20 protein-coding genes are annotated in these 24,840 nt (G+C 49.6%); 16 read left to right on the forward strand and 4 right to left on the reverse strand.

Features of this window, described 5'->3' with window-relative positions; all coding sequences use genetic code 11:
* Positions 1-109 precede the first annotated feature (109 nt).
* Positions 110-973 (reverse strand): helix-turn-helix domain-containing protein, encoded by an 864-nt coding sequence (locus E2R66_RS21910; protein WP_133234808.1) that lies wholly within the window; start codon positions 971-973, stop codon positions 110-112.
* Between the two features lie 11 nt (positions 974-984).
* On the reverse strand, positions 985-1,353 hold the full coding sequence (locus tag E2R66_RS21915) for a VOC family protein (protein ID WP_133234811.1): 369 nt from the start codon (positions 1,351-1,353) through the stop codon (positions 985-987).
* A gap of 761 nt (positions 1,354-2,114) precedes the next feature.
* Between E2R66_RS21915 and E2R66_RS21920 the strand changes: the two genes are divergently transcribed.
* From E2R66_RS21920 to glmM, 13 genes are all read left to right on the forward strand, one after another.
* Positions 2,115-3,143: a LacI family DNA-binding transcriptional regulator gene (locus E2R66_RS21920; protein WP_133234813.1), complete on the forward strand. Its 1,029-nt coding sequence runs from the start codon at positions 2,115-2,117 to the stop codon at positions 3,141-3,143.
* Between the two features lie 265 nt (positions 3,144-3,408).
* Entirely contained in the window at positions 3,409-6,417 is a 3,009-nt protein-coding gene (locus tag E2R66_RS21925; RefSeq protein WP_133234815.1) for a SusC/RagA family TonB-linked outer membrane protein, read from the forward strand.
* Between the two features lie 24 nt (positions 6,418-6,441).
* Complete coding sequence (locus E2R66_RS21930) at positions 6,442-7,959, forward strand: RagB/SusD family nutrient uptake outer membrane protein (protein WP_133234817.1); 1,518 nt, start codon at positions 6,442-6,444, stop codon at positions 7,957-7,959.
* Positions 7,960-7,994: 35 nt separating this feature from the next.
* The gene (locus E2R66_RS21935) at positions 7,995-8,858 is read left to right on the forward strand and encodes a PKD domain-containing protein (protein WP_133234819.1); all 864 of its coding nucleotides are present in this window, start codon (positions 7,995-7,997) and stop codon (positions 8,856-8,858) included.
* Positions 8,859-8,940: 82 nt separating this feature from the next.
* Positions 8,941-10,065, forward strand: a complete 1,125-nt coding sequence (locus tag E2R66_RS21940; RefSeq protein ID WP_133234821.1) for an acyltransferase family protein — start codon at positions 8,941-8,943, stop codon at positions 10,063-10,065.
* Positions 10,066-10,078: 13 nt separating this feature from the next.
* Positions 10,079-11,626 carry a DUF4832 domain-containing protein gene (locus E2R66_RS21945; RefSeq protein WP_133234822.1) on the forward strand — a complete coding sequence of 516 codons (1,548 nt, stop codon included), beginning with the start codon at positions 10,079-10,081 and terminating at the stop codon, positions 11,624-11,626.
* Between the two features lie 63 nt (positions 11,627-11,689).
* Positions 11,690-13,252 carry a glycoside hydrolase family 31 protein gene (locus E2R66_RS21950; protein ID WP_240049435.1) on the forward strand — a complete coding sequence of 521 codons (1,563 nt, stop codon included), beginning with the start codon at positions 11,690-11,692 and terminating at the stop codon, positions 13,250-13,252.
* 95 nt (positions 13,253-13,347) lie between these two features.
* Positions 13,348-14,472, forward strand: coding sequence for a phosphotransferase enzyme family protein (locus E2R66_RS21955; RefSeq protein ID WP_133234826.1), 1,125 nt, complete (start codon positions 13,348-13,350; stop codon positions 14,470-14,472).
* Entirely contained in the window at positions 14,472-15,131 is a 660-nt protein-coding gene (locus E2R66_RS21960) for a carbohydrate-binding family 9-like protein (RefSeq protein ID WP_133234828.1), read from the forward strand. The genes E2R66_RS21955 and E2R66_RS21960 overlap by 1 nt, the downstream gene beginning before the upstream one ends.
* A 128-nt stretch (positions 15,132-15,259) precedes the next feature.
* Entirely contained in the window at positions 15,260-16,609 is a 1,350-nt protein-coding gene (locus E2R66_RS21965; RefSeq protein ID WP_133234830.1) for a Gfo/Idh/MocA family protein, read from the forward strand.
* Between the two features lie 198 nt (positions 16,610-16,807).
* Positions 16,808-17,839, forward strand: coding sequence for a UDP-glucose 4-epimerase GalE (gene galE, locus E2R66_RS21970; RefSeq protein ID WP_133234832.1), 1,032 nt, complete (start codon positions 16,808-16,810; stop codon positions 17,837-17,839).
* Position 17,840: 1 nt separating this feature from the next.
* Positions 17,841-19,766, forward strand: coding sequence for a glucosamine-6-phosphate deaminase (gene nagB, locus E2R66_RS21975; RefSeq protein ID WP_133234834.1), 1,926 nt, complete (start codon positions 17,841-17,843; stop codon positions 19,764-19,766).
* Positions 19,767-19,777: 11 nt separating this feature from the next.
* Positions 19,778-21,172 carry a phosphoglucosamine mutase gene (glmM, locus tag E2R66_RS21980; protein WP_133234836.1) on the forward strand — a complete coding sequence of 465 codons (1,395 nt, stop codon included), beginning with the start codon at positions 19,778-19,780 and terminating at the stop codon, positions 21,170-21,172.
* Positions 21,173-21,427: 255 nt separating this feature from the next.
* On the opposite strand, the gene E2R66_RS21985 is transcribed toward glmM, so the two are convergent.
* Positions 21,428-21,823 carry a DUF1398 domain-containing protein gene (locus tag E2R66_RS21985; RefSeq protein ID WP_133234838.1) on the reverse strand — a complete coding sequence of 132 codons (396 nt, stop codon included), beginning with the start codon at positions 21,821-21,823 and terminating at the stop codon, positions 21,428-21,430.
* A gap of 64 nt (positions 21,824-21,887) precedes the next feature.
* Complete coding sequence (locus E2R66_RS21990; RefSeq protein WP_133234840.1) at positions 21,888-22,652, reverse strand: helix-turn-helix domain-containing protein; 765 nt, start codon at positions 22,650-22,652, stop codon at positions 21,888-21,890.
* Positions 22,653-23,091: 439 nt separating this feature from the next.
* Between E2R66_RS21990 and E2R66_RS21995 the strand changes: the two genes are divergently transcribed.
* The 3 genes from E2R66_RS21995 (at position 23,092) to E2R66_RS22005 (ending at position 24,792) form a co-directional block, all read left to right on the forward strand.
* On the forward strand, positions 23,092-23,661 hold the full coding sequence (locus E2R66_RS21995) for a Crp/Fnr family transcriptional regulator (protein ID WP_133234842.1): 570 nt from the start codon (positions 23,092-23,094) through the stop codon (positions 23,659-23,661).
* Between the two features lie 131 nt (positions 23,662-23,792).
* Positions 23,793-24,467, forward strand: coding sequence for a type 1 glutamine amidotransferase domain-containing protein (locus E2R66_RS22000; protein ID WP_133234844.1), 675 nt, complete (start codon positions 23,793-23,795; stop codon positions 24,465-24,467).
* Between the two features lie 22 nt (positions 24,468-24,489).
* The gene (locus tag E2R66_RS22005) at positions 24,490-24,792 is read left to right on the forward strand and encodes a putative quinol monooxygenase (RefSeq protein ID WP_133234846.1); all 303 of its coding nucleotides are present in this window, start codon (positions 24,490-24,492) and stop codon (positions 24,790-24,792) included.
* Positions 24,793-24,840 lie beyond the last annotated feature (48 nt).

Below are 24,840 nucleotides of genomic sequence, written 5' to 3' on the forward strand. Positions count from 1 at the left end.
ATAGAGTTTGCCAAATGCCGGCAATGTGCCGAAATCACCATTGTTACCGTCTCGCAAGGCGCGGAACGGTAACAATACTGTTATGTAGAAATTGGGGCTGGTTTGGTTATCAGGCAGATTGCCGGTACGCCATTGGCGTAGTGTTCATCTTCTTTTTAAACAGGCGTATAAACGAACTGGGGTTTTCAAACCCAATGGTATTTACGATCTCGTTAACCGGGCATTCGGTTTGTTTAAGCATTACCCGCGCTTTTTGTAGCCGTATATCGGTGAGGTATTGGTGAGGGGTTTGGCCAAAGGCCTGCTTAAACGTGCGCAACAAATGATTAATTGATAAGCAGGAATTTTCGGCAAGTTCTTCTAAATGGATGGTGCGGTCGAAGTTGCTGTACAGGTATTCGCGGGCCAGGTTAAGGCGGCGGATCATTTCAATACGGGTGCTGCGGTTCAGAATATGCAGTTGCTCCGCCTTTTGATAAATCTGCCGGTTATATAAACTGTGGTAGGTAATTAAGCAATGGTGTAAATATTCGTTGATCAGCAACTCATTATCCAGTCCATCGTCCAGGTGGTGTTTCAAATGCAAAACCGTTTGCTTCAGATCGCCGTTAAAGGGATAAAGCGTTTCACCTAATTCGGGCAGCGTACCATTGTTTTGCTGCACATCCAGCAACTGCCTGGAATTTAACCGTACGCTTCGGTTAAAGTCAGCTACAAATTTTTCGTCGAAACTGATAGCGAACGATCTCGCCGGTATTTCAGACCCGGCACAGCTTGCGTACTGGGTGCCCTTATTCAGTACCAGCATCGAATCGCTGTCTAAAAGCAGGTTGCGGTGGCCTATACTGCATTTTTCGTTGCCGTTAAATACACAGCGCATGGTAAGGTCAGGGGCTAACTGCTTATCGGTACCCATATAAAATGTTTTATACGCTATCTTGTTATTGTTTCTAAGCACTTTTAAGTAATCCATATCCACCGTTTTTAGTTAGCACTGTAATCGCGTTCTTCTATCAATACCCATCGGTTACCATCAGGGTCTTCAAATGCTGCGGCAATGCCGGCCATGGTGTATTCAGGTTCGCTTAAAAAATTAACGCCAACGCCTTTCAGCTCAAAATGGTCTTTCAGAAAGTCGTCGGTATTCAAAATAACGGTGCTACCTGCTTTGTTTTTATCATCACTTTCTATCAGCATCAGGGCCTTGTCGCCATTATCCTTTACCAGGATAGTACACTGCCGCTGATTTAAAATTTTGGTATGCTTAAACACCCGGAAACCAAGTTTCCCGGTACAGAAATCTATTTCGCTGTCAATGTTACGCGTACAAAGCGTAAAATATTTTAGTTCCATTTGTTGATCATTAAATTGAAAAAGGGGCTAGCTTACAGGGCAATATCCCATGGGCTTTAAAATTCAAAATCGGTGTAACGCTACTGTTTATCTATAATAGCCTATTGAAATTTGGATTTTCATTGGCAAATTATTTAAACTATAATTAATTAGGGATACAAAGATTAACAACTTTCTATCCATTAGATGCACAATAATGTTAAATGTTGCTTAATAATTGATTGTATCTAATATTTTACAGCGCTTGCAGCATGCTGGGTTAGCGCGCGGGTAAGGTACCGCAGGGATAGTAAGACGAAGGCATAATACGGCTGGTGGCTGAGAAGAGGTGCATCGCGACGGCATTTTTTTAAACCCATAACCCGGCTGGAATCTCCTGGAAAACCACAACTAAAATGTGTGCAATTATTAGAATAAGCTGAAGCTTTTTTTGCAGGCATCTATCTGCTGCAAGCCATTTCTATGCATAAAAGGCCGTTTTTTTTAGTTTATCTAAAAAATATCCGGCACCACAGATAAACGCAGAAAAGCACAGATTTTTTAAGGTTTTTTGCGGCGTTTGTATCAAGTGCCGGGGCGATTCTCTCCAGGTTTACGCCATCACGCGCTGGTATCATTTTACAGGTTTGCGCCCGATTTTCTATAAAATAAAGTTGGACAAACGCGCCCGCCAGCGCCCGCCGTCCGGATAACTGTATTGCGCTATTTGGCAAGTAATGCTATCTTAGAGCAATCGAGAGAGCAGGCTACCGCTGAAACCCATGAACAAACTACCTACCATTAAAGAGATCGCTAAGCGGTTAAACGTATCGGTGTCTACCGTATCGCGGGCACTGCGCGATCATCCGAGCATTGGCCTGGTAACCACCATGCGCGTGCAAAAGGTGGCTAAAGAGATTGGTTATGAGGTGAATCGCTCGGCCATTCACTTTAAAGAACGCAAAACGTATTCGATAGGGGTGGTGTTGCCCAGCCTGTCTGAACCCTTCTTTTCCGCAGCGCTGACAGGGGTAGAGGACGCTGCCGAAGCCAATAACTATAACGTGATCATCGGGCAATCGCTGGAGAATTTCGAGCGCGAGAAGCGTATTGTGGAGAATATGAAGGACCACAGGGTAGACGGCATCCTGGTTTCGCTCACCAAAGAAACCTCCACTTACGATCATTTCGATAACCTTAAAAAGTACAATATCCCCGTGGTTTTTTTTGATAGGGTACCCAATAAACGCGATATCAATTTCGTATCCTGTAATCTACATTCGGGTATGTTGCAGGCTATCAGTAAGTTGGTAAGCATGGGCCACAAGCGTATCGGGCTCATCAACGGCCCGGCAAAGCTTGCCGCCACAAGGCAGCGGCTGCAGATATACGCCAGCTGCCTCAAAGAGAATCAACTGGTACTTGAGCAGGATATCATCGTATCTACCGATTTATCTAAAGCAGGTAACCTCAAAGCCATCCATAAACTCATCGCGCTGGACGAATCGCCCACGGCTGTAATCGTATTCAATGATTATGTTTTGCTGGATTGTATTGCAGCCGTTAAAGCCGCAGGGCTAAAGGTTAACAGCGATATCAGCTTTGTGAGTTTTGCCAACCTGCCCATTTGGGAATACATGGATAGCCTGCCGCTGGCCTCTATAGAACAGTTCGCTTACCGCCAGTCGTCCATGGCGGCAGAGTTCCTCTTCAAGCTCATCAACAACGCCGCAATCCCCGGCGCTACCGAACTTCCGCCGCTTCAGCACATCATCGATTCGGAGATGGTGCTTTATCATTCTGCCAAATAAATCGTTGTTCAATTGCGCTTTTTGCAGTTATATAATCCCGCTTGCGGCATTTAGCGCAATAATTGTTGGTGTTTTGTCCATGTACATGCATTTTACGCAAACGGTTGCGTGAAAATTACACAAACGTTTGCGTAAACCTGCGCAAACGTTTGCGCCCATGTATGAACCCTGAGCTGCCGGGGGACAACCATAGTTTAATAATTTATTTACCCCAACTTTACAAGTACCAATCACTGTATTAATAATTTAAACAAACTCACGAGATATGATCAGAAAACTATTACTCATTTGTTGTTGTATCTTCCTGGCATCCCTGGGCAGCTTTGCCCAGGGCCAGAAGATTACAGGCCGGGTTACGGCAACGCGGGATGGATTGCCTATGCCCGGCGTAAACGTTTCTGTAAAAGGCGCAGGCAATGGCGCCGTTACCAACGTAAACGGGGAGTTTACGCTAGCTGTACCCAATGGCGCATCAACCCTGTTGGTAAGCTTTGTAGGCTACCTGCCCAAACAGGTTGCCGTTACCGCAGGGCAAACCAATGTTGCCATCACGCTGGACGAAGACGTGCAGGTACTTAGCGATGTTGTTGTAGTAGGTTACAGCAGCAAAAAGCGAGACGAGCTTACCAGTGCCGTTACTGTGGTATCGGCCAATAAGCTAAAAGATGTTACCGCAAACAACATAGGCACCATGCTGCAAGGCAAGGTAGCCGGTTTGCAGGTGGTAAACAGCTCCGGAGCGCCGGGCTCTTCGCCGGAGATAAGGTTGCGCGGCGTATCATCTGTAAACGCCAACCAAAGCCCGCTGTTTGTGGTTGATGGCATCATTGGGGGGAACTACGACCCTAACGATGTGGAAAGCATCACCGTATTAAAGGATGCGGCTTCTACCGCGCTTTACGGTTCGCAGGCCAACGCAGGTGTTATTATCGTAACCACCAAAAAGGCCAAACAGGGCGAAACCAAGTTCGAAGCCAAAGTATCCAGCGGTTTCCGCACGGCCGATTTCGGCAAGATGAACCTGATGAACAGCAACGAACTTTACGATTACCAAAAAGAATTTTACCGCGATTACATCGTTGGTGCTACCGACAACTCTTATAAGATAGACTTGAACAAGTTCTACTCGGAAAGGCCGCAATCGCTGCGCAACCAGGATTACGACTGGTCGCACGAATCGTTCAAGACTGCGCCTATGTACAATTTCTATCTTTCAGCTTCGGGCCGTACCGAAAAGAACGACTACTACGTAGGTGCATCATACTATAAAGAGAAAGGTACTTTCCTCAATACCGATTACCAGCGCATCAACCTGCGTGCGAATTCTACCTACCATTTCTCAAAAAAGCTGGATATTACCAACAATATCAACCTCAGCGGCGCTATGGGTAAAAGCTACGATTACATGGATTTGTATTACTCGTTCCTTAATCTGCCCTGGGATAACCCTTACGATGCTGCCGGCAATCCTATTTATGTAGACGGCAACTCAACATTCAAATGGTGGTCGCGCGATAAGATCAACCCCATCAACACCGTACAAAACTCCGAACACAGCTATAAAGGTTTCGATCTTAACTACGATCTCGGCATCAACTACCACATTACCAACTGGCTTACTTTTGCCAGCACCAATAGGGTAGCAGCCGGTTTCAATAAAGGCGTAAACTACGTATCGCCGGTGGCTGCGGGTACTTACCACGGCACAGGCTATATCGACGAGTCGAACACGCTTAACTACGGCATCGTATCCAACCAGTTGCTTAAGTTCGATTTCCGCCTGGGCGACCATGCTATCAGCGGCTTTGCAGGCGCAGCTTTCGAGGGCGGGCAAACCGAGTACTCTGGCGCATCGGGTAAGGGCCTGCCGGAGGGCTTGAAGGTGCTCAACGTAGTATCAAACAATCAACTGGTAAACGGCTCTAATAGCAAGTCTTACCTGCAATCGTTGCTATCGCAGCTTAACTATGGCTATAAAGACAAGTACTTCCTGTCGGCCTCGTTCAGGTACGATGGTTCATCGGCCTTTGCGCCAAGCAAGCAGTATGGTGCGTTCCCATCGGTATCCGCCGCATGGCTGGCCAGCAAAGAAGATTTCCTGGCCGATAACAGCATCATCAGCAACCTTAAATTAAGGGCCAGCTACGGCGTAACCGGTACGCAGGACATCGGCTCGTCGCGCTACCTGGGGCTGTACTCACTTACCACGCAGTATAACTCGCTGGTAGGAGCGGTGCCTTACCAGTTGGCCAGCCCAACCCTTACCTGGGAGAGCAAGCATCAGGTAAACTTAGGTGTCGATATAGGTCTGTTTAAACGTGTTAACCTAACGGTTGATGTGTACCGCAACAACACCAAGAACCTGTTGCTACAGGTATCGCAGCCGCTATCGGTAGGTTTTGAAACCAAGTGGGAGAATGCGGGTAACGTAATTAATAGAGGTATTGAAGTCGGCATCAGCTCTACCAATATCCAAACCAAAGATTTTGAGTGGAATACCGATTTTACCATCAACTTCAACAGCAACAAACTTTACGGCCTGCCGGCAGATATCGTGAAAACCGGCTCGTGGAGCATATCGCAGATATACCGCAACGGCGGCAACCTGTATGAGTTTTACATGCCTAAATGGCTGGGCGTAGATGCGCAAACAGGCGCGCCGGTTTGGGAGAAACTGATATACAATGCCGAAGGCAAAGCCGTAGCCAGCGAAAAAACATCCGATTATTCACAAGCTACCACGCAGGAAGTTGGCTCGGCTCTGCCAAAATTCCAGGGTGGTTTTAACAACAGCTGGCGCTACAAAAACTTTGGCCTGCGCGTAAGCACTTACTTCAACTACGGCAACAAAGTGTTCAGCAACAACCTCCGTTTTATGATGAACGATGGCCACGAACCATACTACAACCAGATAAAACTGCCTGCCGGCAGCAAGATTTGGAGCGGCCCGGGCGATACGCAGGCCACCGAACCGAGCCCGCAAAACTCGGCCAACTCTACCGAAACTTCTACCCGTTACCTTAAAGACGGCAGCTATTTTACCATCAGGAACATTGCTTTGAACTACACGCTGCCAAAGGCCTGGGCCAAAAGCATCAATATGGATGGCATAACCGTTGGCCTTACAGCCGATAACGTGGCAACTTTCTCCAACTTTTTGGGGCAAGACCCGCAAACCACCATACAGCCGGGTAGCTATTCCACCCCGGGCGTGTCAGATTTCAAGTATCCTAACAACCGCCAGTATCTGTTCACCGTTAACTTTAACTTTTAAACAGGCTGCTTAGCACGTAACAATATGAAAACAAAGATAACCACGCTGATCACCATAGCCCTCATAGCGGCAACCAGCTGTAAGAAATTAGAGGTTGCCCCCAGCGATGCCATAAGCACCGAGACCCTGGTAACCACCACCGATGGGCTTACCAATGCCCTTAACGGTGCCTACGCCCTGCTTAAAGATCACATAGAATTCAACGGTACGGTTGACCAGAATAACATGTATCTGCGCCAGTTTTACCACCTGAGCGACTTTGCCAGCGACGACATCGTATGCGGCCAGGTAACTACCGACCCATTGTATTATAGCTTTACGCTGGGCCATTCGCCTGCGCAGGGCAATACCCGCTACTTCTGGTACGTATCGTATAAAATTATCACGGGCGTAAACACCGTGATAGATGCGGTAGAAAAATCGGGCAAAACAGATGCAGCAACCAACCAGTTGCTGGGCGAGTGCTACTTTTTGCGCGCATTTTGCCACTTTAACCTGGTGAGGCTCTTCGGTAAACCCTATAGCGTAGACCCAACTGCCCCCGGCGTAATACTGCGTACAAACCTTACCGACGAATCGCAAAAGGCGCGCTCTACCGTAAAAGAAGTGTACGATGCCGTTACTGCCGATGCCGAAAAAGCCGCCGGATTGATGACCCAGCCACGCGGCGTGCAATATGCATCGCAGGAGGCTGCCTGGGCTTTGCTTGCCCGCGTAAACATCTATAAAGAAGATAACGCCAAAGCTTTGGAGTATGCTAATAAAGTAATCAACTCGGGCAAGTTCCAGCTATCTACAAAAGCTACATACCCGGCCTTGTTTGCCAATGCCAAAACCAGTCCGGAGGTTATATTCTGCGTTGCCTTTACCCAGACTGACGATTACGGTAAATTCGGTTCCATCGCATCCATGATTTACTCAGATGGTAACTCTGGCTGGGGAGAAGAGTATGCTTCTTCGTCGCTGCGCGATTTGATGTCGGCTCATCCCGAGGATGTGCGTTGGTCGTACATATCGCCTGCAAAAGATGGTGCAGGTGTGGTACAGAAAAAGAACGGTATCGAGATGTACTACATTACCAAATTCTCTTTCCAGGATGGAAGGCCTAACCTTAGTTCGCCCATCATGTTCAGGCTGGCCGAAATGTACCTCATCAAGGCAGAATCTGAAGCTAAAACAGGTGCCACCGCAGCAGCATTGGACGATGTAGATATGATTCGCAAGAACCGCGGTTTGGAAGCATCATTATACAACAAAGTATTGCCTGGCGGTAAAACCGCACTGGATGTGGTACTTGATGAGAAACGTATAGAGATGGCTTTTGAAGGGCAGCGCACTTACGATGTGTACCGCAATAAGCGTTCGCTGGATAAAACCTATTGGGGTTACCATATCGCCGGCTTAAAAGAAACCGATATCGACTTAAGCAAGAAGCCTACGGGTTATGCCAACCTTACCGTACCTTATACAAACCCCAGGATAATTTATTACCTGCCGGTTGATGAGATATTGAGCAACCCTAAAGCCACGCAAAATCCATAAATTACGATAACAGGAATCAAAAAATATATACTGAAATGAAAAGTATCAAAACGCATTTATGCCTGTTGTGCCTAGCCCTGGCAGGTACATTCATAAGCTCCTGTAAAAAGGATAATTACGTACCACAGACCGACCTGGCTTACGACGTAACGGTTGATGGCAGCACGGCCACCTTTAAAGTAACCACCACCGGCGTAAGTAATTATAAATGGGATTTTGGCGACGGCACCACCTCTACGGATGCCAGCCCAACCCACACCTACCCTGGCAAAGGCAAATACGTGCCTACGCTCACCGCATCGGTAAACGGCAAAACGGCCGAATCATCTACCGTGCTGCGCATTGCCAAAACATCGCCGGTAAAGATAGACGATGGCACCCTTGCTGATTGGGCCACCGTAACCAAATTCGTGGTTCCGTTGGGCAGCAAGAAGGGCATCTTCCAGAATGTGAAGTTTGACTACGACGGCAACTATATATACCTGTACGGCGAAATGGCTGGTCAAAAAGCCGATGCCAACATCTTCGACATCTACATGGATTCTGACAACGATGCCGGCACGGGGCTGCTAACTGGCACATTCACCGGCGGCGGTTACGATATACTGCTCGAAGGGCAATTGCTAACCTCGGGTGTAGATATATTTTACCATACCGGTGCACAAACTGCGTTTTCGTTCGATCAGCAGTCGATAGCCGAAGCCTATACTGTAGGTACGGTAAAAGATGAAGGCGGCTCGGTGAAGTTTGAGGTGCGCATAGCACGTGGCAAGCTGAAGGGCCTGACCGGTTCGGGCCTCCGTATTGCTTTACAGGCTATCAAAAACGACTGGAGCGTGGTACTGGGCGATGCGCCTGATGAAGGTGGTGACAGCTACTTTCTGGATATGAGCGAATAACCAGGAAAAACACCGAAAAGCAACGAAAAACACCGAAAAAACAACGGAATTCTGAGGTAAACACAGCGCATCGCATAACTGAATGACCACTAACGCAATTGCTGATAAAGCGGCGAACGGTCGCCTTGCATCCCTTGATGTATTGCGCGGCTGCATCATGATACTGCTCTGCGGCGAAAGCTGCGCGGTTTACGAAGCCATAAAGCACGTTAACTCTGCGCAGCCTGCCACAGGCCTTATCGACCAGTTTTTTCATCACCCATGGCATGGCCTGCGTTTTTGGGATCTGGTACAACCTGCATTTATGTTTATGGCAGGTGCGGCTATGTATATCGCTTACAGCCGCAAGGCGCAAAAAGGCATCAGCGCGGGCAGCAACTTAAAGCACGTGTTACAGCGCTGCCTGCGCCTGTTCATCTGCGGCGTGGCATTGCATTGCATTTATGCGGGCCGTCCGGTGTGGGAGCTTTGGAACGTGCTTACACAGTTAGCCTTCACCACGCTGCTGGCATACCTTATCATCAACCGTTCTTTTGCATTCCAGGTGGGCTTTTCAGTTGGCTTGTTAGTGCTTACCGAAGTGCTCTACCGCACCATACTGATGCCCGGCTTTGACCAACCCTTCGTGGAGGGGCATAACTTCGGCTCGTATGCGGATACCCTGCTGATGGGCAAAATAAACACCGACGGTTGGGTAGCCATCAACTGCATACCCACGGCAGCGCATACCATCTGGGGCGTGCTGGCGGGCAAACTACTGATATCCGCCCAAACGCCTGCTTACAAAATAAAAGCCCTGGTAATTGCGGGGCTGCTTTGCCTTGCCATCGGTTTCGGGTTGGATGGGGCAGGCATAACGCCTATCATCAAACGCATCAGCACCAGTTCGTTCGCATTCGCTGCGGGTGGTTGGGTGTTGCTGATGTTCGCCGCAACCTACTGGCTGGTAGATGTGAAGCAATATAAACGATACGCCTGGATAGCCACCGTAATGGGCATGAACGCCATCTTCATCTACCTGTTTTTCGAAACGGTGGGCGTGCAATGGGTTAATCATGCGGTGAGCATATTCAGCGGGCAAATGCTTAGCCTGTTCTTCGGCCTGCCTGCGGGCATAGCGGCGGTGGTGTCTGCTTTGGCAGCGTTATTGGCCGAGTGGGGCCTATGTTACTGGCTGTATAAACGCGGCATTTTTTTCAAACTTTAAAAATATTCAGATCATGATTAAACAACTCACACGATATGGTATGGCTTTAATTGCAATGGCAACATTGCTGGCACCATCGTGCAAAGATACCGACCCCGGCCTGGTAAAGGTGGAGAAGATAAACGTTACCTACGCCGAAAGTACCGAGGATTTCCCCAACCCCGAGCGTGGCTTCTACCGCTATTCTGAAACGCACTCCAGCAGTTATACGCTTCTGAACGTAGATGAATTAAAAGGCTACCGCTCGCTGGAATCTATAGAAACGGCTAATTATAAAGTGTTGAGCACGCTGGTGTTCCGCTACTACGTGCTGGATGATGTGGTGAACAAACCCATCGCCGCATCGTTCCTGGATAACCTGGCCAAGGATTTTGCCGTTGCCCGCACTGCAGGTGTAAAGCTTATCCCGCGTTTTGTTTACACTGCTACGGCTAAACCCGGCGGCTGTGCAGAGGGCTTTATTTGTCCGCTTTACGGTGATGCCCCTAAAACCATCATCCTTAACCATATTGCACAGTTGAAACCGGTATTGCAGGCCAATGCGGATGTTATTGCAGCAGTGCAACTGGGTTTCATAGGCGTTTGGGGCGAGCAATACTATTCAGATTTCTTTGGCGATGCGTCATCCAACGCAACACAGGGCAAGCTTACAGATGCCAACTGGAACGATAGGATAGAGGTGATAAAAGCTATGCTGGATGCCGTACCCGCCGATAGGATGGTGCAGGTGCGCTACCCGCAGATAAAACAACGCTTCATCTTCGGCGTAAACGCGCTGATTACTTCACCGGCACTTACCGAAAGCCAGGCCTTCAACCAATCGGATATTGCACGACTGGCTTACCATAACGATTGCCTGCTGGCCAGCAGCAACGATTTTGGCACCTATGAAGACTACGGCAATAGCTCCAGTCCGCGTAGCTCTGACGGCGGGGTGCTAAAAACATTAAAAGATTATTTTAAAGCCGATAGCAAATTTGTGGCTGTAGGCGGCGAAACCTGCTCAGACGGTTACAGCCCAACCAACGACTGCGAACCCGGCGGCCAGGTACAAGCAGAACTGGCCGCACTGCACTACAGCTTTATCAACGCACATTACAATACCGAGGTTACCAACGATTGGCAGGACGGCGGCTGTATGGATAATGTAAAACGCAACCTGGGCTACCGCTTCGTGCTGAAAAGTGCCGTTTTGCCCGATAACGTGGTACACGGCACCAAAATGGAAATTACGCTGAACATCACCAACAAAGGCTACGCATCGCCGTATAACAAGCGTACAGCTAAATTGCTGCTGCGCAACAAGGCAACCGGCGATATTAAATCGTTCGACCTGGCTTCCGATGTGCGCAAATGGTACAGCGGCGACAATAAGGTTATCGAAAGCATCGAAATACCTGCCGACATGCCAGCCGGCGATTACGAAATGCTGCTGAGCCTGCCCGATGCTTATAGCAGCATCGCCGCCCGCCCCGAGTATAGCATCCGCTTAGCGAATACCGATGTTTGGGAGGCTGCAACCGGCTACAACAAGCTAAACCACACCGTAAAAGTTAACTGATAGTGCCCTGAGATGATAATTGTATTAAAAAAGCGGTTCTTCCTGATATTGGCGTGTTGCCTTATGGCAACACAACTGCACGCCCAAACCACCATCACCATAAAAGATGGCGAAAAATGGTTTGGCGGTGCGGTGAACGATGCCCACCTGATGCCCTTTAAGGATGGTTATAGCCTGAATATGTATGGCGATACCCGCGGTAACCAGGCTGCCCCTTTGCTGGTATCAACCAAGGGCCGTTTTATATGGAGCGAAGAGCCATTTAAGTTTGCTTTTGCCGGGGGCAAGCTGCTGATAAGTGACGCTAAGGCGGCGCTGATTATCGATTCGGCAGCAACCAACCTGCGCGATGCCGTAGCCAGTGCCTCCAAACGGTTTTTCCCGGCCAAGGGGAAATTGCCCGATACCTTACTGTTCATCCGCCCGCAGTACAATACCTGGATAGAACTCACCTACAACCAAAACCAGGCCGACGTATTGAAATATGCACGCGCCATTATAGATAACGGCTTCCCGCCGGGGGTATTAATGATCGACGATAACTGGGCAGACTATTATGGCCGCTTCGATTTTAGGAAGGACCGCTTCAGCAACGCTGCCGCCATGGTGGATACCCTGCATAGCCTGGGTTTTAGGGTGATGCTTTGGATAAGTCCTTTCGTGTCCCCGGATACCGAGGTGTTTAGGGAGCTGTTGGAGAAAAAGCTACTGCTGATGAGCAACGGCGGCAATGCAGCCATTACGCGCGATAAGGCCCTTAATCCCGCAATCATCCCCTGGTGGAACGGCTACAGCACCGTGCTCGATTTTACCAATCCAGATGCCCGGAAATGGTTTACCGGCAGGCTGGCTTATATGCAGCAAACTTATCATTTGGATGGTTTTAAGCTGGATGCCGGCGATGCCGACTTCTATCCGCCCGACGCCTTGTCCTTTGCGCCTGCAACGCCCAATGAGCAAAGCAGGCTCTGGGGCGAGATTGGCCTTTCATTTCCGCTGAACGAATATAGGGCGATGTGGAAAATGGGCGGAGAGCCGCTGGTAGAACGCCTGCGCGATAAGCAGCACACCTGGACAGATTTGCAGAAACTCATCCCGCATATTACCACTGCCGGCTTGCTGGGCTATCAGTTCACCTGCCCGGATATGATTGGCGGCGGCGAGTTCGGCTCCTTCCGCGATGGCGGTAAGTTGGATGAAGAGCTCATCGTGCGCTCGGCCCAATGCTCGGCCCTGATGCCCATGATGCAGTTTTCAGTTGCGCCCTGGCGGGTATTGAGCAAGCAAAACCTCGCTATTGTAAAGCAAGCTGTTGCGCTGAGGCAAAAGTACGTGCCCTACATATTGCAGCTGGCTAAACAGGCGGCTGCTACGGGTGCGCCCATTGTGCGCAGCATGGAATATGCGTTCCCCGGGCAGGGTTTTGCTGATGAAAAAGGGCAGTTTATGCTCGGTAACAAGTACCTGGTTGCCCCCGTGCTGGCAAAAGACGGGCAAAAAATAATTAAGCTGCCCAAAGGGCTTTGGAAAGACGATAAGGGAAGTATATTTAGGGGTCCGTTAACTTTAACAGAACACGCCGGCCCCGAGCGCCTGCCTGTTTACCAATTCATAAACAAAAAATAACCGGCGGGCTCCAGGCTTTCCGGAGATCATTATATAAACAAAAATTGCCAAAAGGGAGCTTGCCCCTTTTGGCTGGCAAAAAACACCATACATAAGTGCAAATTGTTAACCAAATAGCAGAGGTAGTGGCCAACTTCAATTGTTCGGCCGCGGTAGATTCGGCCCGAAACTATGGGTCGGGCCATATCAACGATACCTTTTTTCTCAAAAACGCCACATCTTCGGGGCCCGATTACCTGTTACAGCGTATCAATCATCACATCTTTACCAATGTAGAGAAGCTTACCGATAACATGCGCAAGGTAACCGAACACCTTAAATGCAAGCTCGCCCAAAACGGCTCCGGCGACCCGCTGAAAGAGGTGATGACCCTGATACCCGCTACCGATGGCCGTTTTTACTACCAGGACAGTGTTGGCGATTACTGGCGCATGTTTTACTTTTTAAGCGATACCAAAAGCTACGATGTGGTATCTACGCCAACCCAGGCCTATGAGGGCGGCAAGGCCTTCGGCAAGTTCCAGTACATGCTTTCGGATATTGCGCCGGGCGAGATGTTTGAGGTGATACCCAATTTCCACAACATACAATACCGCTTGCAGCAACTGAGCGAAGCCATTGCCAATAATGCAGCAGGTCGCGTATCGTCGGTGGCCGCAGAGTTGGATATCGTGACGAAGTACGCCGAATCGATGCAGTACTTTCAACAGCCCGGGCAGGTAGCCGCATTGCCCAAACGCGTTATCCACAACGATACCAAATTCAACAACGTGCTACTGGATAGTAACGATAAGGCCCAATGCGTTATCGACCTGGAGACAGTGATGGACGGTTACGTTGCCTATGATTTTGGCGATGCCATACGCACTATCATCAACACCAGTACCGAAGACGAAGCAGATTTGGATAAAATACAGCTCAACATGCCTTTATTTGAGGCCTACGTAAAGGGCTATCTAAAAGAAGCCGCGAAATTCCTGGAAGCAACAGAAGTTGATTCGCTGATGAAAGGCGCTTTGCTGCTGCCTTTTATGCAGGCTGTGCGTTTCCTTACAGACCATATCAACGGCGACGTTTATTTCAAAACCAAATTTCCCGGGCATAACCTGCAACGGGCCAGGGCGCAGTTCAGGCTGTTCCTGATGCTGAATGATAAGGCAAGCGAAATGCAAGACATGATATTAACGGAGATGGAAAGCTTAAGCCCTGCTACAAACTGATGGATACGCTGGTAGATATATCAATACCCTGGCTTGCCGCGCAGGGGGCAGCATCGCCGGATGTGTTATCGACGCAACTCGACCGGCTGGATCGCCACCGCATTACCCATTTGCCCTGGGGGGCAGTGGGCAGCGCGCCCAATGCATCTTTTGCCATAGCACACGATAAAAGCAACATCTTTTTGAAGTTTTACGTGCAGGAGCAGCATCTTAAAGCAGATTACACCCAATACAACGACCCGGTTTACGAGGATAGCTGCGTAGAGTTTTTCATCGCTTTTGAAGATGATGATCGCTACTACAACCTCGAATTTAACTATATAGGTACCTGCATGATGATGTATGGCGAGGGCAGAGAGGGGCGCACGTTTATCCCTGTAGAGGTGCTGAAAAGCATCCGCAAGCAATCTGTAATCAAAAATGAATTGGGTGAGGATGCCCATTGGGAGCTTACCTTAAGCATCCCGGCATCGGTGTTTATTTATCACCCGGGTTTATCGCTATGCAATATCCAACCCAGGGTAAATTTCTACAAATGCGGCGACGGACTGCCACAGCCCCACTTTATGTGCTGGAGCAGGATAGAAGCCCCCGAACCCGATTTCCATCAGAGCGCGTTTTTCAGGGCGGTATCTTTCGGTAAATGCCCTGGAATTTAACACAATAGCAAGCCATGAAAACCATCATATCTTATTATTACATTGTACTACGGTTTTTTAGCCGCAAACCGCGGAAACCCGTTGTACGCCTACTAGACAATTACAATCATCAACTAAACTAAAATTATATGGATCGTAGAGATTTTGTTAAGAGCAGTGCCACAGGCATAGCGGGTTTAACAATTTTACCTTCGGGTATTTTATTCGGCAAGAATGCCGACAAAGTAAGACTGGGTTATATAGGCGTTGGCCTGCGCGGGCGCAACCACATAGGCGAGGGCCTGCTGCGCGATGATGTAGAGATCGTAGCCATTTGCGATATACAGGAAAGCTCGCTCAAGTACTGCCGCGCGCAGTTTGTTAAGGCAGGCAAAAAGCTCCCGGCAGAATACACCGGCGGCCTGGATGCTTATAAAAAACTACTGGAACGCAAAGATATCGACGGCGTTATCATCGCCACGCCGTGGCAGTTCCATAAAGACCAGGCCATAGATGCCATGCGCGCCGGTAAATACGTAGGTTGCGAAGTAATTGCCGGTATAACCGAAAAAGACCACTGGGATATACTGAAAGCACACGAAGAAACTAAAATGCCTTACATGACGCTGGAGAACGTATGTTACCGACGTGATGTAATGGCTGTTTTGAACATGGTGCGCCAGAACCTCTTCGGCGAGATTGTACACCTGGAGGGCGGCTATCAGCACGATCTAAGGGGCATATTGTTCAACGATGGTAAAAGCTTTTACGGCAAGGGCGGCGAGTTTGGCCCCAACACCATGGGCGAATCGCAATGGCGCACCCAATGGAATGTAGACCGCGACGGCGATATTTACCCTACCCACGGCGTTGGCCCGGTAATGAACTATGTAGACATCAACCGTGGCAACCGCTTTACCAACCTGGTATCTTTTTCTTCTAAATCACGGGGGCTGAATACCTATATCGATAAAGTTTCGCCGGGGAACAAGAATGCCAAAATCAACTTCAAAAACGGTGATGTTACCACCACCATGATCAATTGCGCTAATGGCGAAACCGTAATGCTGAGCCACGATACGCACCTGCCAAGGCCGTATTCGCTGGGCTTTAGGGTGCAGGGCACCGAGGGCTTATGGATGGATGTGAATAATGCCATTTACATCGACGGCAAATCGGAAAAGGACGATTTGTGGGACAGGGCCGATACCTGGCTGGAAAAATACGACCACCCGCTTTGGAAAAAGAACGAGCACCTGGCCGAAGGCGCCGGCCACGGCGGCATGGACTGGTTCGTGTTCAACGCCTTTGTGGAATCGGTTAAGCAAAAGAAACAAACACCAATAGATGTGTACGATTCGCTTACCATGAGCGTGATTACGCCGCTGTCAGAGAAATCGCTGAAAGAAGGCAACGCGCCACAGCAATTCCCCGATTTTACGCGCGGGAAATGGAAGAACCGTAAAAATACCTTTGCCTTGGACGATAGCGGATTCTAAAAAAGCTGTTTAAAAGTGCCTTGTTTTTTGTAGAGACGCAATACTTTGCGTCTCCCACCGTGCAATGCGGATTGGCAGGATTTGATTTGCATAACTGAGACGCAAAGTATTGCGTCTCTACTTTCAATTCCTCCCCGGAGAATCATCCTATGTTAAAACGAATTACACTTTTAAAAAGCTTCTAAAAAACAGACAGACATGAAGACCAAAATATTGGTAACCGGTGGACTTGGTTATATAGGTTCCCACACGGTATTGGAATTGCTATGCGCCGGCTACGAGCCCGTAATCGCAGATAACCTGAGCAATTCGCGCATAGGCATACTGGACCAGATAGAGATGATAAGCGGCGTAAGGCCGGCTTTCCATTATATCGACCTTTGCAATGAAGGGCAGCTGGCCCGGCTGATTGCCGACAACGAAGATATAGCGGGCGTTATCCATTTCGCGGCGCACAAAGCGGTTGGCGAATCAGTCGCCGAGCCGCTGAAGTATTACCGCAACAACTTCGATTCGCTGCTCAATATCCTTAAGGTGTTCGAAGGTAGGCGGCTCAACCTCGTGTTCTCATCCTCCTGCACCGTTTACGGACAGCCCGATGAATTGCCCGTGAGCGAAGCCGCGCCGGTAAAAAAAGCGGAATCGCCCTATGGCAACACCAAACAAGTAGCCGAAGAAATGTTGCAGGATATTGCCGCTGCAGATAGCCTCAAACGCATCATCTCCCTGCGGTATTTTAACCCGGTTGGCGCGCATGCTTCGGCATTGATAGGCGAACTGCCATCGGGCGTGCCCCAAAACCTGGTACCATACGTTACCCAAAGCGCAGCAGGCAAACGCGGCCCCATTACGGTTTTCGGCGATGATTACGATACGCCCGACGGTAGCTGCATCCGCGATTACATCCATGTAGTCGATCTGGCTGCTGCCCACATCGCCGCCCTTAAACTGCTCGAAAAGCAAGAGGGTACTTCTAACTACGATGTATTCAATATAGGTACCGGCACAGGTTACACGGTATTAGAACTGATACGCGCCTTTGAGGAAAATACCGGGGTAAAACTCAATTACCACATTGGCCCGCGACGTGCCGGCGATATTGTAAAAGTATGGGGCGATGTGCGCAAATCAACTCAGCAACTGGGCTGGCAGGCCAAACATGGCATAGCCGAAATGATGCGCTCGGCCTGGGCATGGGAACAATATTTACAAACCAACGATATAAAATAATATGCTGCTGAACCTGCTCGAAGAAACACGCTACGAGAAAATACCCGTTAAAATATATGATAATGATGCCCTTGCCAGTCGCGATGTGGCGGCGCGCATTGCCACCATCATCAGGCAAAAACAAGCCGAAGGCAAGCCGGCCGTACTTGGCCTGGCCACCGGCATATCGCCCATAAAAGTGTACCGCGAACTGATACGCCTGCACCGTGAGGAAGGCCTCAGCTTTAACAATGTGGTAACCTTTAACCTGGATGAGTACTATCCCATACAGCCCGATGCCGGGCAAAGCTACGTGCGGTTTATGAAAGAACAACTGTTCGACCATGTAGACATTGATATGGGCAACGTAAACATCCCCGATGGCAGGCTTGCTGAGAAAGATGTCCCCGCTTTTTGCCTCGCCTACGAGCAAAAGATAAACAGCTACGGCGGCATCGATGTGCAGCTGTTGGGCATTGGCCGCACCGGCCATATCGGCTTTAATGAGCCCGGCTCGGCACCCAACTCGGGTACCCGGCTGGTAACCCTTAATGAACTTACCCGCCGCGATGCCTCTAAAGATTTCGGCGGTAAAGAGAATGTGCCCACCAAAGCCATCACCATGGGCATAGGCACCATTTACAAGGCGCGGGAAATTATCCTGCTGGCCTGGAGCGGTAAAAAAGCCGCCATTATCCGCAAGGCCGTTGAGGGTGAGCAAACTTCTGATGTGCCTGCCACTTACCTGCAAGGCTCGGCCAATGTACAATTCGTAACAGATACCGAAGCTGCCGCTGCGCTTACCCGTTTTGATACGCCCTGGCTGGTGAAAGATTGCGTGTGGAGCGATACCCTCATCAAAAAGGCAGTGATTTGGCTGGCTGGACGGGTAGATAAGCCTATCCTGAAACTCACCGAGGCCGATTACAACAACAACGGCATGGCGCAACTGGCCACGGCCTTTGGTCCGGTTTATCATATCAACATCAGCATATTCAACCAGTTGCAGCATACCATTACCGGCTGGCCGGGTGGTAAGCCCAGTGCCGATGATAGCCAGCGGCCCGAGCGTGCCGAACCGGCGATAAAGCGCTCCATCGTATTCTCGCCCCACCCGGATGATGACGTAATATCCATGGGCGGTACCTTCATTCGCCTGGCCGACCAGGGGCACGAGGTGCACGTGGCCTATCAAACATCTGGCAATACGGCAGTTTGGGACGAGGAGGTGCTGCGCTACATAGAATTTGCCATGGATTTTGCCCGTTCGCAGGGGCAGGATGCCACTTACCTGGAAGACTTGTACAGCAGCATGTCGGCTTTTTTTAAAAGCAAGCAGCCCAATCAAAGCGATACAGAGGCCATACGCACCGTGAAGGGATTGGTGCGCAAAGGCGAGGCCATTGCCGGTGCACGCCTTGCCGGGCTGCCCGACCCACGCATCCACTTTATGGACCTGCCTTTTTACGACCGCAGCAAATTCGATAAAAACGTATCGTACGAAGACGACATAACCCAAACCATGCAGCTGCTTCGCGAGGTAAAACCGCAGCAGATATTCACCGCCGGCGATTTTGCCGACCCGCACGGCACGCATAAGGTATGTTTCGAGATTATCCTCGAGGCATTCAACAGGCTGCGCGGCATGGGCGAAGCCTGGACAAAAGATTGCTGGATATGGCTTTACCGCGGTGCCTGGCACGAGTTTGAGATACACGAGATAGAGATGGCCGTACCGCTATCGCCGCAGGAAGTGATACGCAAGCGGTTGGCGATATTTAAGCACCAATCGCAAAAGGACGTGCCGGTGTTCCCCGGCGATGATGCACGCGAATTTTGGGTAAGGGCCGAACAGCGCACACAGGAAACCGCACGCATGTACAACAAGCTCGGTCTGGCCGAATACGAAGCCATCGAAGCTTTTGTGCGATGGAAATTTAACGATTAACACTTGCAGCTATGACACTCATCAAATCAATATCGGGCATACGTGGCACCATTGGCGGCGCAGCAGGCGAGGGCCTTACGCCGCTGGATATCGTAAAATTTACTTCGGCATTCGGCAGTTGGGCGGTAAAACGCTCGGGTATCAAAAAAATAGTACTGGGCCGCGATGCGCGAATCTCGGGACAGATGGCCAATAACCTCGTTTTAGGAACCTTACAAGGCTTAGGTATAGATGTGGTAGATCTTGGGCTATCTACCACACCAACGGTAGAGGTAGCCGTGCCGGATGAACAGGCAGCAGGTGGCATTATCCTCACCGCAAGCCATAACCCCAAAGAATGGAACGCGCTGAAGCTGCTGAACGCCAAAGGCGAATTCATTAGCGATGCAGATGGCAAAGAAGTACTCGAAATAGCCGAAGCCAGCGACTTTATCTACGCAGGTGTAGATAGCCTGGGCAAAGTAACCGCAGATGATAGCTACCTGCAAAAGCATATTGATAAGATACTGGCCTTACCACTGGTAGATATAGAAGCCATAGCGAAAGCCGGGTTCAGCATCGTGATAGATTGCGTAAACTCCACGGGTGGCATTTTCGTACCGGCGTTGCTGAAGGCTTTGGGCGTGGATACCATCCACGAGCTGTACTGCGAGCCGAACGGTCATTTCCCGCACAACCCCGAGCCGCTTCCCGAAAACCTGGTGGCATTATCGCAAGAAGTGCTGAAGACGAAAGCCGACCTGGGCATAGCGGTAGACCCTGATGTAGACCGGCTTTGCTTTGTGTGCGAAGATGGCAGCATGTTTGGCGAAGAATACACACTGGTAGCCGTGGGAGATTATGTATTACAGCACACCAAGGGCAATGCAGTATCCAACCTATCCAGTACCCGTGCACTGCGCGATGTTACCGAACAGGCGGGCGGCGAATACCATGCCGCAGCCGTTGGCGAGGTAAATGTGGTAAACAAAATGAAAGAAGTTGGCGCTGTTATTGGCGGCGAAGGCAATGGCGGGGTAATATATCCCGAACTGCATTACGGCCGCGACGCGCTGGCGGGTATTGCCCTTTTCCTTACGCACCTGGCCAAATCGGGGAAAAGCATATCGGCATTGCGCAGTACTTACCCCAATTACCACATCTCCAAAAACAAAATTACGCTAACGCCGGAGATGGATATCGACGGCCTGCTGCTGAAGATAAGGGAACAGTATATGCACCAGCCGCACAGCACCATCGATGGCCTGAAGATTGAGTTTGGCAAAGCCTGGCTGCACCTGCGCAAATCGAACACCGAGCCTATCATCCGCATCTATTCCGAAGCTGCTGATGCCCAACAAGCCGACCGCCTTGCCTTGGAGATGATAGGAACGGTGAACAACATAATCGCCGGCCAGGTGCTTTAATAGCCTGTTGTAGGTAATTTGCAGTAGGTGAGGGTGTTAGGTGTTCACGCAGCCGCGTGAACACCGTGAGCGATTCGTAATTTTCTTATAATCAATGTTTTATAAATTATGCAACGGTGTCAAAATAGTGTCACCACCCGAGCTAATGCTGTGTATTATATTTGCGCAAAATCATCGCATATAATACGCGCACTGTCCATGAAGCAAAATTGCTTTGAAACAAACTGGTGAAAAAAGAGCCCCTTTTTCAATGGGTCAATACCTTTGCGGTATAGGCTCAGCAACCATCGTATTACCCACAAGGTCATAATAACTGCAAAGCATGCTTCGGGCATCTACCACCCATTTCACCACGCCTGCATCGGCAACCAGTTGGCAAAAGCTCATAAAATCGCTTTTGCCTTGCTGGTGGTCGGCTATAATTTGGCGTACGGTTGCGGGTGAAGCATCGGTAGAGATGGTTTTGTCGGGATAAATTGGGTCGCTGCTAATGTTGAAGCCATCTGCGCCATGGTATGTGGTTTGCCCATTTGCAACCTTAAACTCGTAGTACTGCAGGCCCATTTGCATAATTTCCTGTACGTAGGCAGGGAAATCGGCACCGCTTTTTACTTTGGCGTGTGCCGCTTTTAATTGCGGTAAAGTGAACATCGTGTTTTGATTTTTGATGCTCAAAGGTAGTCCGCCAGTGTGGGCCGCGATTGTAGAAATCCGTTTATTTAAGGCTTTTGAGATATTGCTCGGGCGTTACGGCGGCAAATTTCTTGAAGTCTTTGATGAAGTGGGCTTGGTCGTAAAAAGCCGAAAGGTACTCTGCATAATGCTGGTTGCCCTGTTCCATAGCGGCCAGCACGTTGCGCGCCCGCACAATGGTGGCGAACTTTTTGGGCGATGCGCCAACCTCCTGCCTGAAACGTTTCTCCAGCGGGCTGGCACTGATGTGCAATAGTTTAGCCAGCTCGCCCATGCGGATGGTGCCTTTAGATTGATGGATGTATTCCAAAGCCCGGCTCACCAGCAAATCGGTTTGGCGGTTATGCAGGTGGGTGATGAGGAACTGCTCAACCAGATGGATGCGTTGCTGGTCGCCGGAGACTGCAGCAAGTTTTTCTTCTAATTCTGCAAGGGCGTTCCTGTCGAAAAAATGTTCCAGTGATAAGCTCTCGCCAAATAATTGGTTAAGCGGCGTGCTCAGGAACCTTGCCGCGCCATTCTCCCGGAAAATTACGAGCACAGAACCTACGCCGGCCGTATTTTGGAAAACCCGCGAGGTATCCATCAGTCCTGTGATGCCTGCCGTAGCCAGGGGATTTGCTCCCTCATCATCCACATAGGCCAGATTACCCCGGTACTGGAAGCCGATGACCAGCGAAGTATCGGGCAACACGCGGTAGGTAGCTGCCTGTTCGTTCTCCGATATCACCAAGTGCTTCACATAAGGTAGCAAAGCATCGCAGGGTAGGTGAACATCGAACTTCATGATTAAAGGTAGGTGTTTTGGCGATAGCAGGCAAGTGCGGCTTCTAACCTATACCATACAGGAAAATCGCGTTTAAAATATTAAGCGCAGGGGCTGTGCTATTACCCTCTTGAGCGTAATAGACCATGACTTGACATACCGCAGATTTCACCACACGTTCCGGATGGAACGTGGGCTACCTGATGCCTTTTCTCTACCAACCAAACATCCCCATGGGATGATCGCCAAATCATTCCGTATGGAACGATTGGTTGGTAGATAAATTAGCCGCCGTTTTCACGTTCCTTCGGAACGTTTGGTTTTCTGTCTAATGATGGGCTATAAAGCTCAACAGGGGTGGAAAATCCTAAACGCGATTTTCTTGCCTATACCATCCGGCGGCATCGCTATTCAGCTATGATTGCTTAACTTGCGCAACGCCTAACATCATAAGCCATCCATGGATAGACTGCGCAAGCACATCGAAGAAATAGTTGACCTGAGCGATGAAGAGTTCGAATACGTCAAGAGCTTTTTCGTGCTCAAAAGGGTAAAGAAACACCAGTACCTGATACAGGAGGGCGACCAGGCCACTTTCGAGTACCTTATCCTCTCGGGTATCTTCCGGATGTTTTATCTGGATGAGGAGGGGAAGGAGCATATCGTGCAGTTTGCCGGCGAGAACTGGTGGATGGCCGATTACCAGGCTTATTTCGGCGAAAAGAAGGCAACTCTGCACATCACCTGCATGGCCGATGCCGAGGTGCTGTGCCTAAAACTGGAGGGCCGCGAAAAACTTTCTGCCAAGTTGCATAAGATGGAGCACTTCTTCAGGGTGAAGCTTACCAAGGGCTACGTGGCCCAGCAGCGGCGCATCATCTCGCTGCTTGCAGGCAACCCCCAGCGACGTTATGAAGAATTTGGCCGCCTTTACCCGCACCTGATGCAACAGATACCCAAAAAGTACATTGCCGAATACCTCGGCGTAAGCCGAGAAACCCTAAGCAGGCTGTACTCTAATCCTAAATAAAGCCTATCGGTGTGACTTCCCTCACACTTTTTTTGTGACTTGCCTCCTCGCAGCAAGGGGGCTCGATTTGCGAGATTTGATATATCAAAACAAAACAAAATCGATTATTGAATCATCAAAAAATTAACGTCATGAAAAAGAAAATTTTATTCGTGGTATCAAGTGCAGCTCATATTGGCCCACATAATCGCGCTACCGGCAACCTTCTTACCGAAGTTGCCCACCCATACCAAACCTTCAAAAAACAAGGCTATGATATCGATATCGCCAGCGTAAACGGCGGCGTAGCACCTATCGATATGGTAGAACTGGATGATGCCATGAACCTCGCTTTCCTTGCTGATGAAGGTGCAGTAAAAATGAATAATACCGCAAGCATCAACGATGTATCAGTTGACGGCTACGATGCGGTTTTTGTACCCGGCGGACTGGCACCCGTGGTTGATATGCCCGAGAACCCAACCGTGCAGAAAATATTAGCCGACATGTACGAAAAAGGCGGCGTAGTAAGCGCAGTATGTCACGGCCCCGTAGCACTTATCAACGTAAAACTGAACGATGGCTCGTACCTTATCGATGGCAAAAACGTTACGGGCTTCAGTATTGCCGAAGAAGAAAACTACGCTAAAGAAGACGTGCCCTTTGAACTGGAAGATGCCCTGAAACAGCGCGGCGGCCAATACAGCGCAGCCAGTCCATGGCAACCTTATGTGGTTACAGACGGTCGTTTGGTTACCGGCCAAAATCCCGCCTCTGCCACAGGCGTAGCCGAAAGCGTAATTGCTATATTAGAGCCAACAACTTAAATTTAGCATAAACTATAAAAAGATGGAAAGCGAAAAATCAATTGTCCTGCTGGCCAAATGGCAGGTTAAAGAAGGAAAGTTGGATGATGTGCTCAGGCTGTTGCCGCAATTAGCAGAAAAAAGCCGGGAAGAAGAAGGTAACCTGTACTACAAGGTGAACCAAAGCCAGGCAGATGCCAACACCATTATATTATTTGAAGCTTACAAGAGCGAAGCTGCAGTGGCCGCGCACCGTGCCTCAGCGCATTTCCAAACCATTGTTATCGGGCAGATAGTGCCTATGCTGGAATACCGCGAGGTAACGCTGGCAACGCCGCTGATGTAATCCAATAGGGAAAAAAAAAGGGCCGCTTCGCCAGCTTATGGACGGAAC

Source organism: Mucilaginibacter psychrotolerans, assembly GCF_004519315.1.
Lineage (GTDB): Bacteria > Bacteroidota > Bacteroidia > Sphingobacteriales > Sphingobacteriaceae > Mucilaginibacter > Mucilaginibacter psychrotolerans.

What these genes read in the sequence shown, in the direction of transcription:
- E2R66_RS21940 (WP_133234821.1), top strand. Translation starts at nt 8,941, where the DNA reads ATGACCACTAACGCAATTGCTGATAAAGCGGCGAACGGTCGCCTTGCA.
- E2R66_RS21915 (WP_133234811.1), bottom strand. Translation starts at nt 1,353, where the DNA reads ATGGAACTAAAATATTTTACGCTTTGTACGCGTAACATTGACAGCGAA.
- glmM (WP_133234836.1), top strand. Translation starts at nt 19,778, where the DNA reads ATGACACTCATCAAATCAATATCGGGCATACGTGGCACCATTGGCGGC.
- E2R66_RS21995 (WP_133234842.1), top strand. Translation starts at nt 23,092, where the DNA reads ATGGATAGACTGCGCAAGCACATCGAAGAAATAGTTGACCTGAGCGAT.
- E2R66_RS21920 (WP_133234813.1), top strand. Translation starts at nt 2,115, where the DNA reads ATGAACAAACTACCTACCATTAAAGAGATCGCTAAGCGGTTAAACGTA.
- E2R66_RS21990 (WP_133234840.1), bottom strand. Translation starts at nt 22,652, where the DNA reads ATGAAGTTCGATGTTCACCTACCCTGCGATGCTTTGCTACCTTATGTG.
- E2R66_RS21950 (WP_240049435.1), top strand. Translation starts at nt 11,690, where the DNA reads ATGGCAACACAACTGCACGCCCAAACCACCATCACCATAAAAGATGGC.
- E2R66_RS22005 (WP_133234846.1), top strand. Translation starts at nt 24,490, where the DNA reads ATGGAAAGCGAAAAATCAATTGTCCTGCTGGCCAAATGGCAGGTTAAA.
- nagB (WP_133234834.1), top strand. Translation starts at nt 17,841, where the DNA reads ATGCTGCTGAACCTGCTCGAAGAAACACGCTACGAGAAAATACCCGTT.
- E2R66_RS21910 (WP_133234808.1), bottom strand. Translation starts at nt 973, where the DNA reads ATGGATTACTTAAAAGTGCTTAGAAACAATAACAAGATAGCGTATAAA.
- E2R66_RS21945 (WP_133234822.1), top strand. Translation starts at nt 10,079, where the DNA reads ATGATTAAACAACTCACACGATATGGTATGGCTTTAATTGCAATGGCA.
- E2R66_RS21965 (WP_133234830.1), top strand. Translation starts at nt 15,260, where the DNA reads ATGGATCGTAGAGATTTTGTTAAGAGCAGTGCCACAGGCATAGCGGGT.
- E2R66_RS22000 (WP_133234844.1), top strand. Translation starts at nt 23,793, where the DNA reads ATGAAAAAGAAAATTTTATTCGTGGTATCAAGTGCAGCTCATATTGGC.
- galE (WP_133234832.1), top strand. Translation starts at nt 16,808, where the DNA reads ATGAAGACCAAAATATTGGTAACCGGTGGACTTGGTTATATAGGTTCC.
- E2R66_RS21925 (WP_133234815.1), top strand. Translation starts at nt 3,409, where the DNA reads ATGATCAGAAAACTATTACTCATTTGTTGTTGTATCTTCCTGGCATCC.
- E2R66_RS21935 (WP_133234819.1), top strand. Translation starts at nt 7,995, where the DNA reads ATGAAAAGTATCAAAACGCATTTATGCCTGTTGTGCCTAGCCCTGGCA.
- E2R66_RS21960 (WP_133234828.1), top strand. Translation starts at nt 14,472, where the DNA reads ATGGATACGCTGGTAGATATATCAATACCCTGGCTTGCCGCGCAGGGG.
- E2R66_RS21930 (WP_133234817.1), top strand. Translation starts at nt 6,442, where the DNA reads ATGAAAACAAAGATAACCACGCTGATCACCATAGCCCTCATAGCGGCA.
- E2R66_RS21985 (WP_133234838.1), bottom strand. Translation starts at nt 21,823, where the DNA reads ATGTTCACTTTACCGCAATTAAAAGCGGCACACGCCAAAGTAAAAAGC.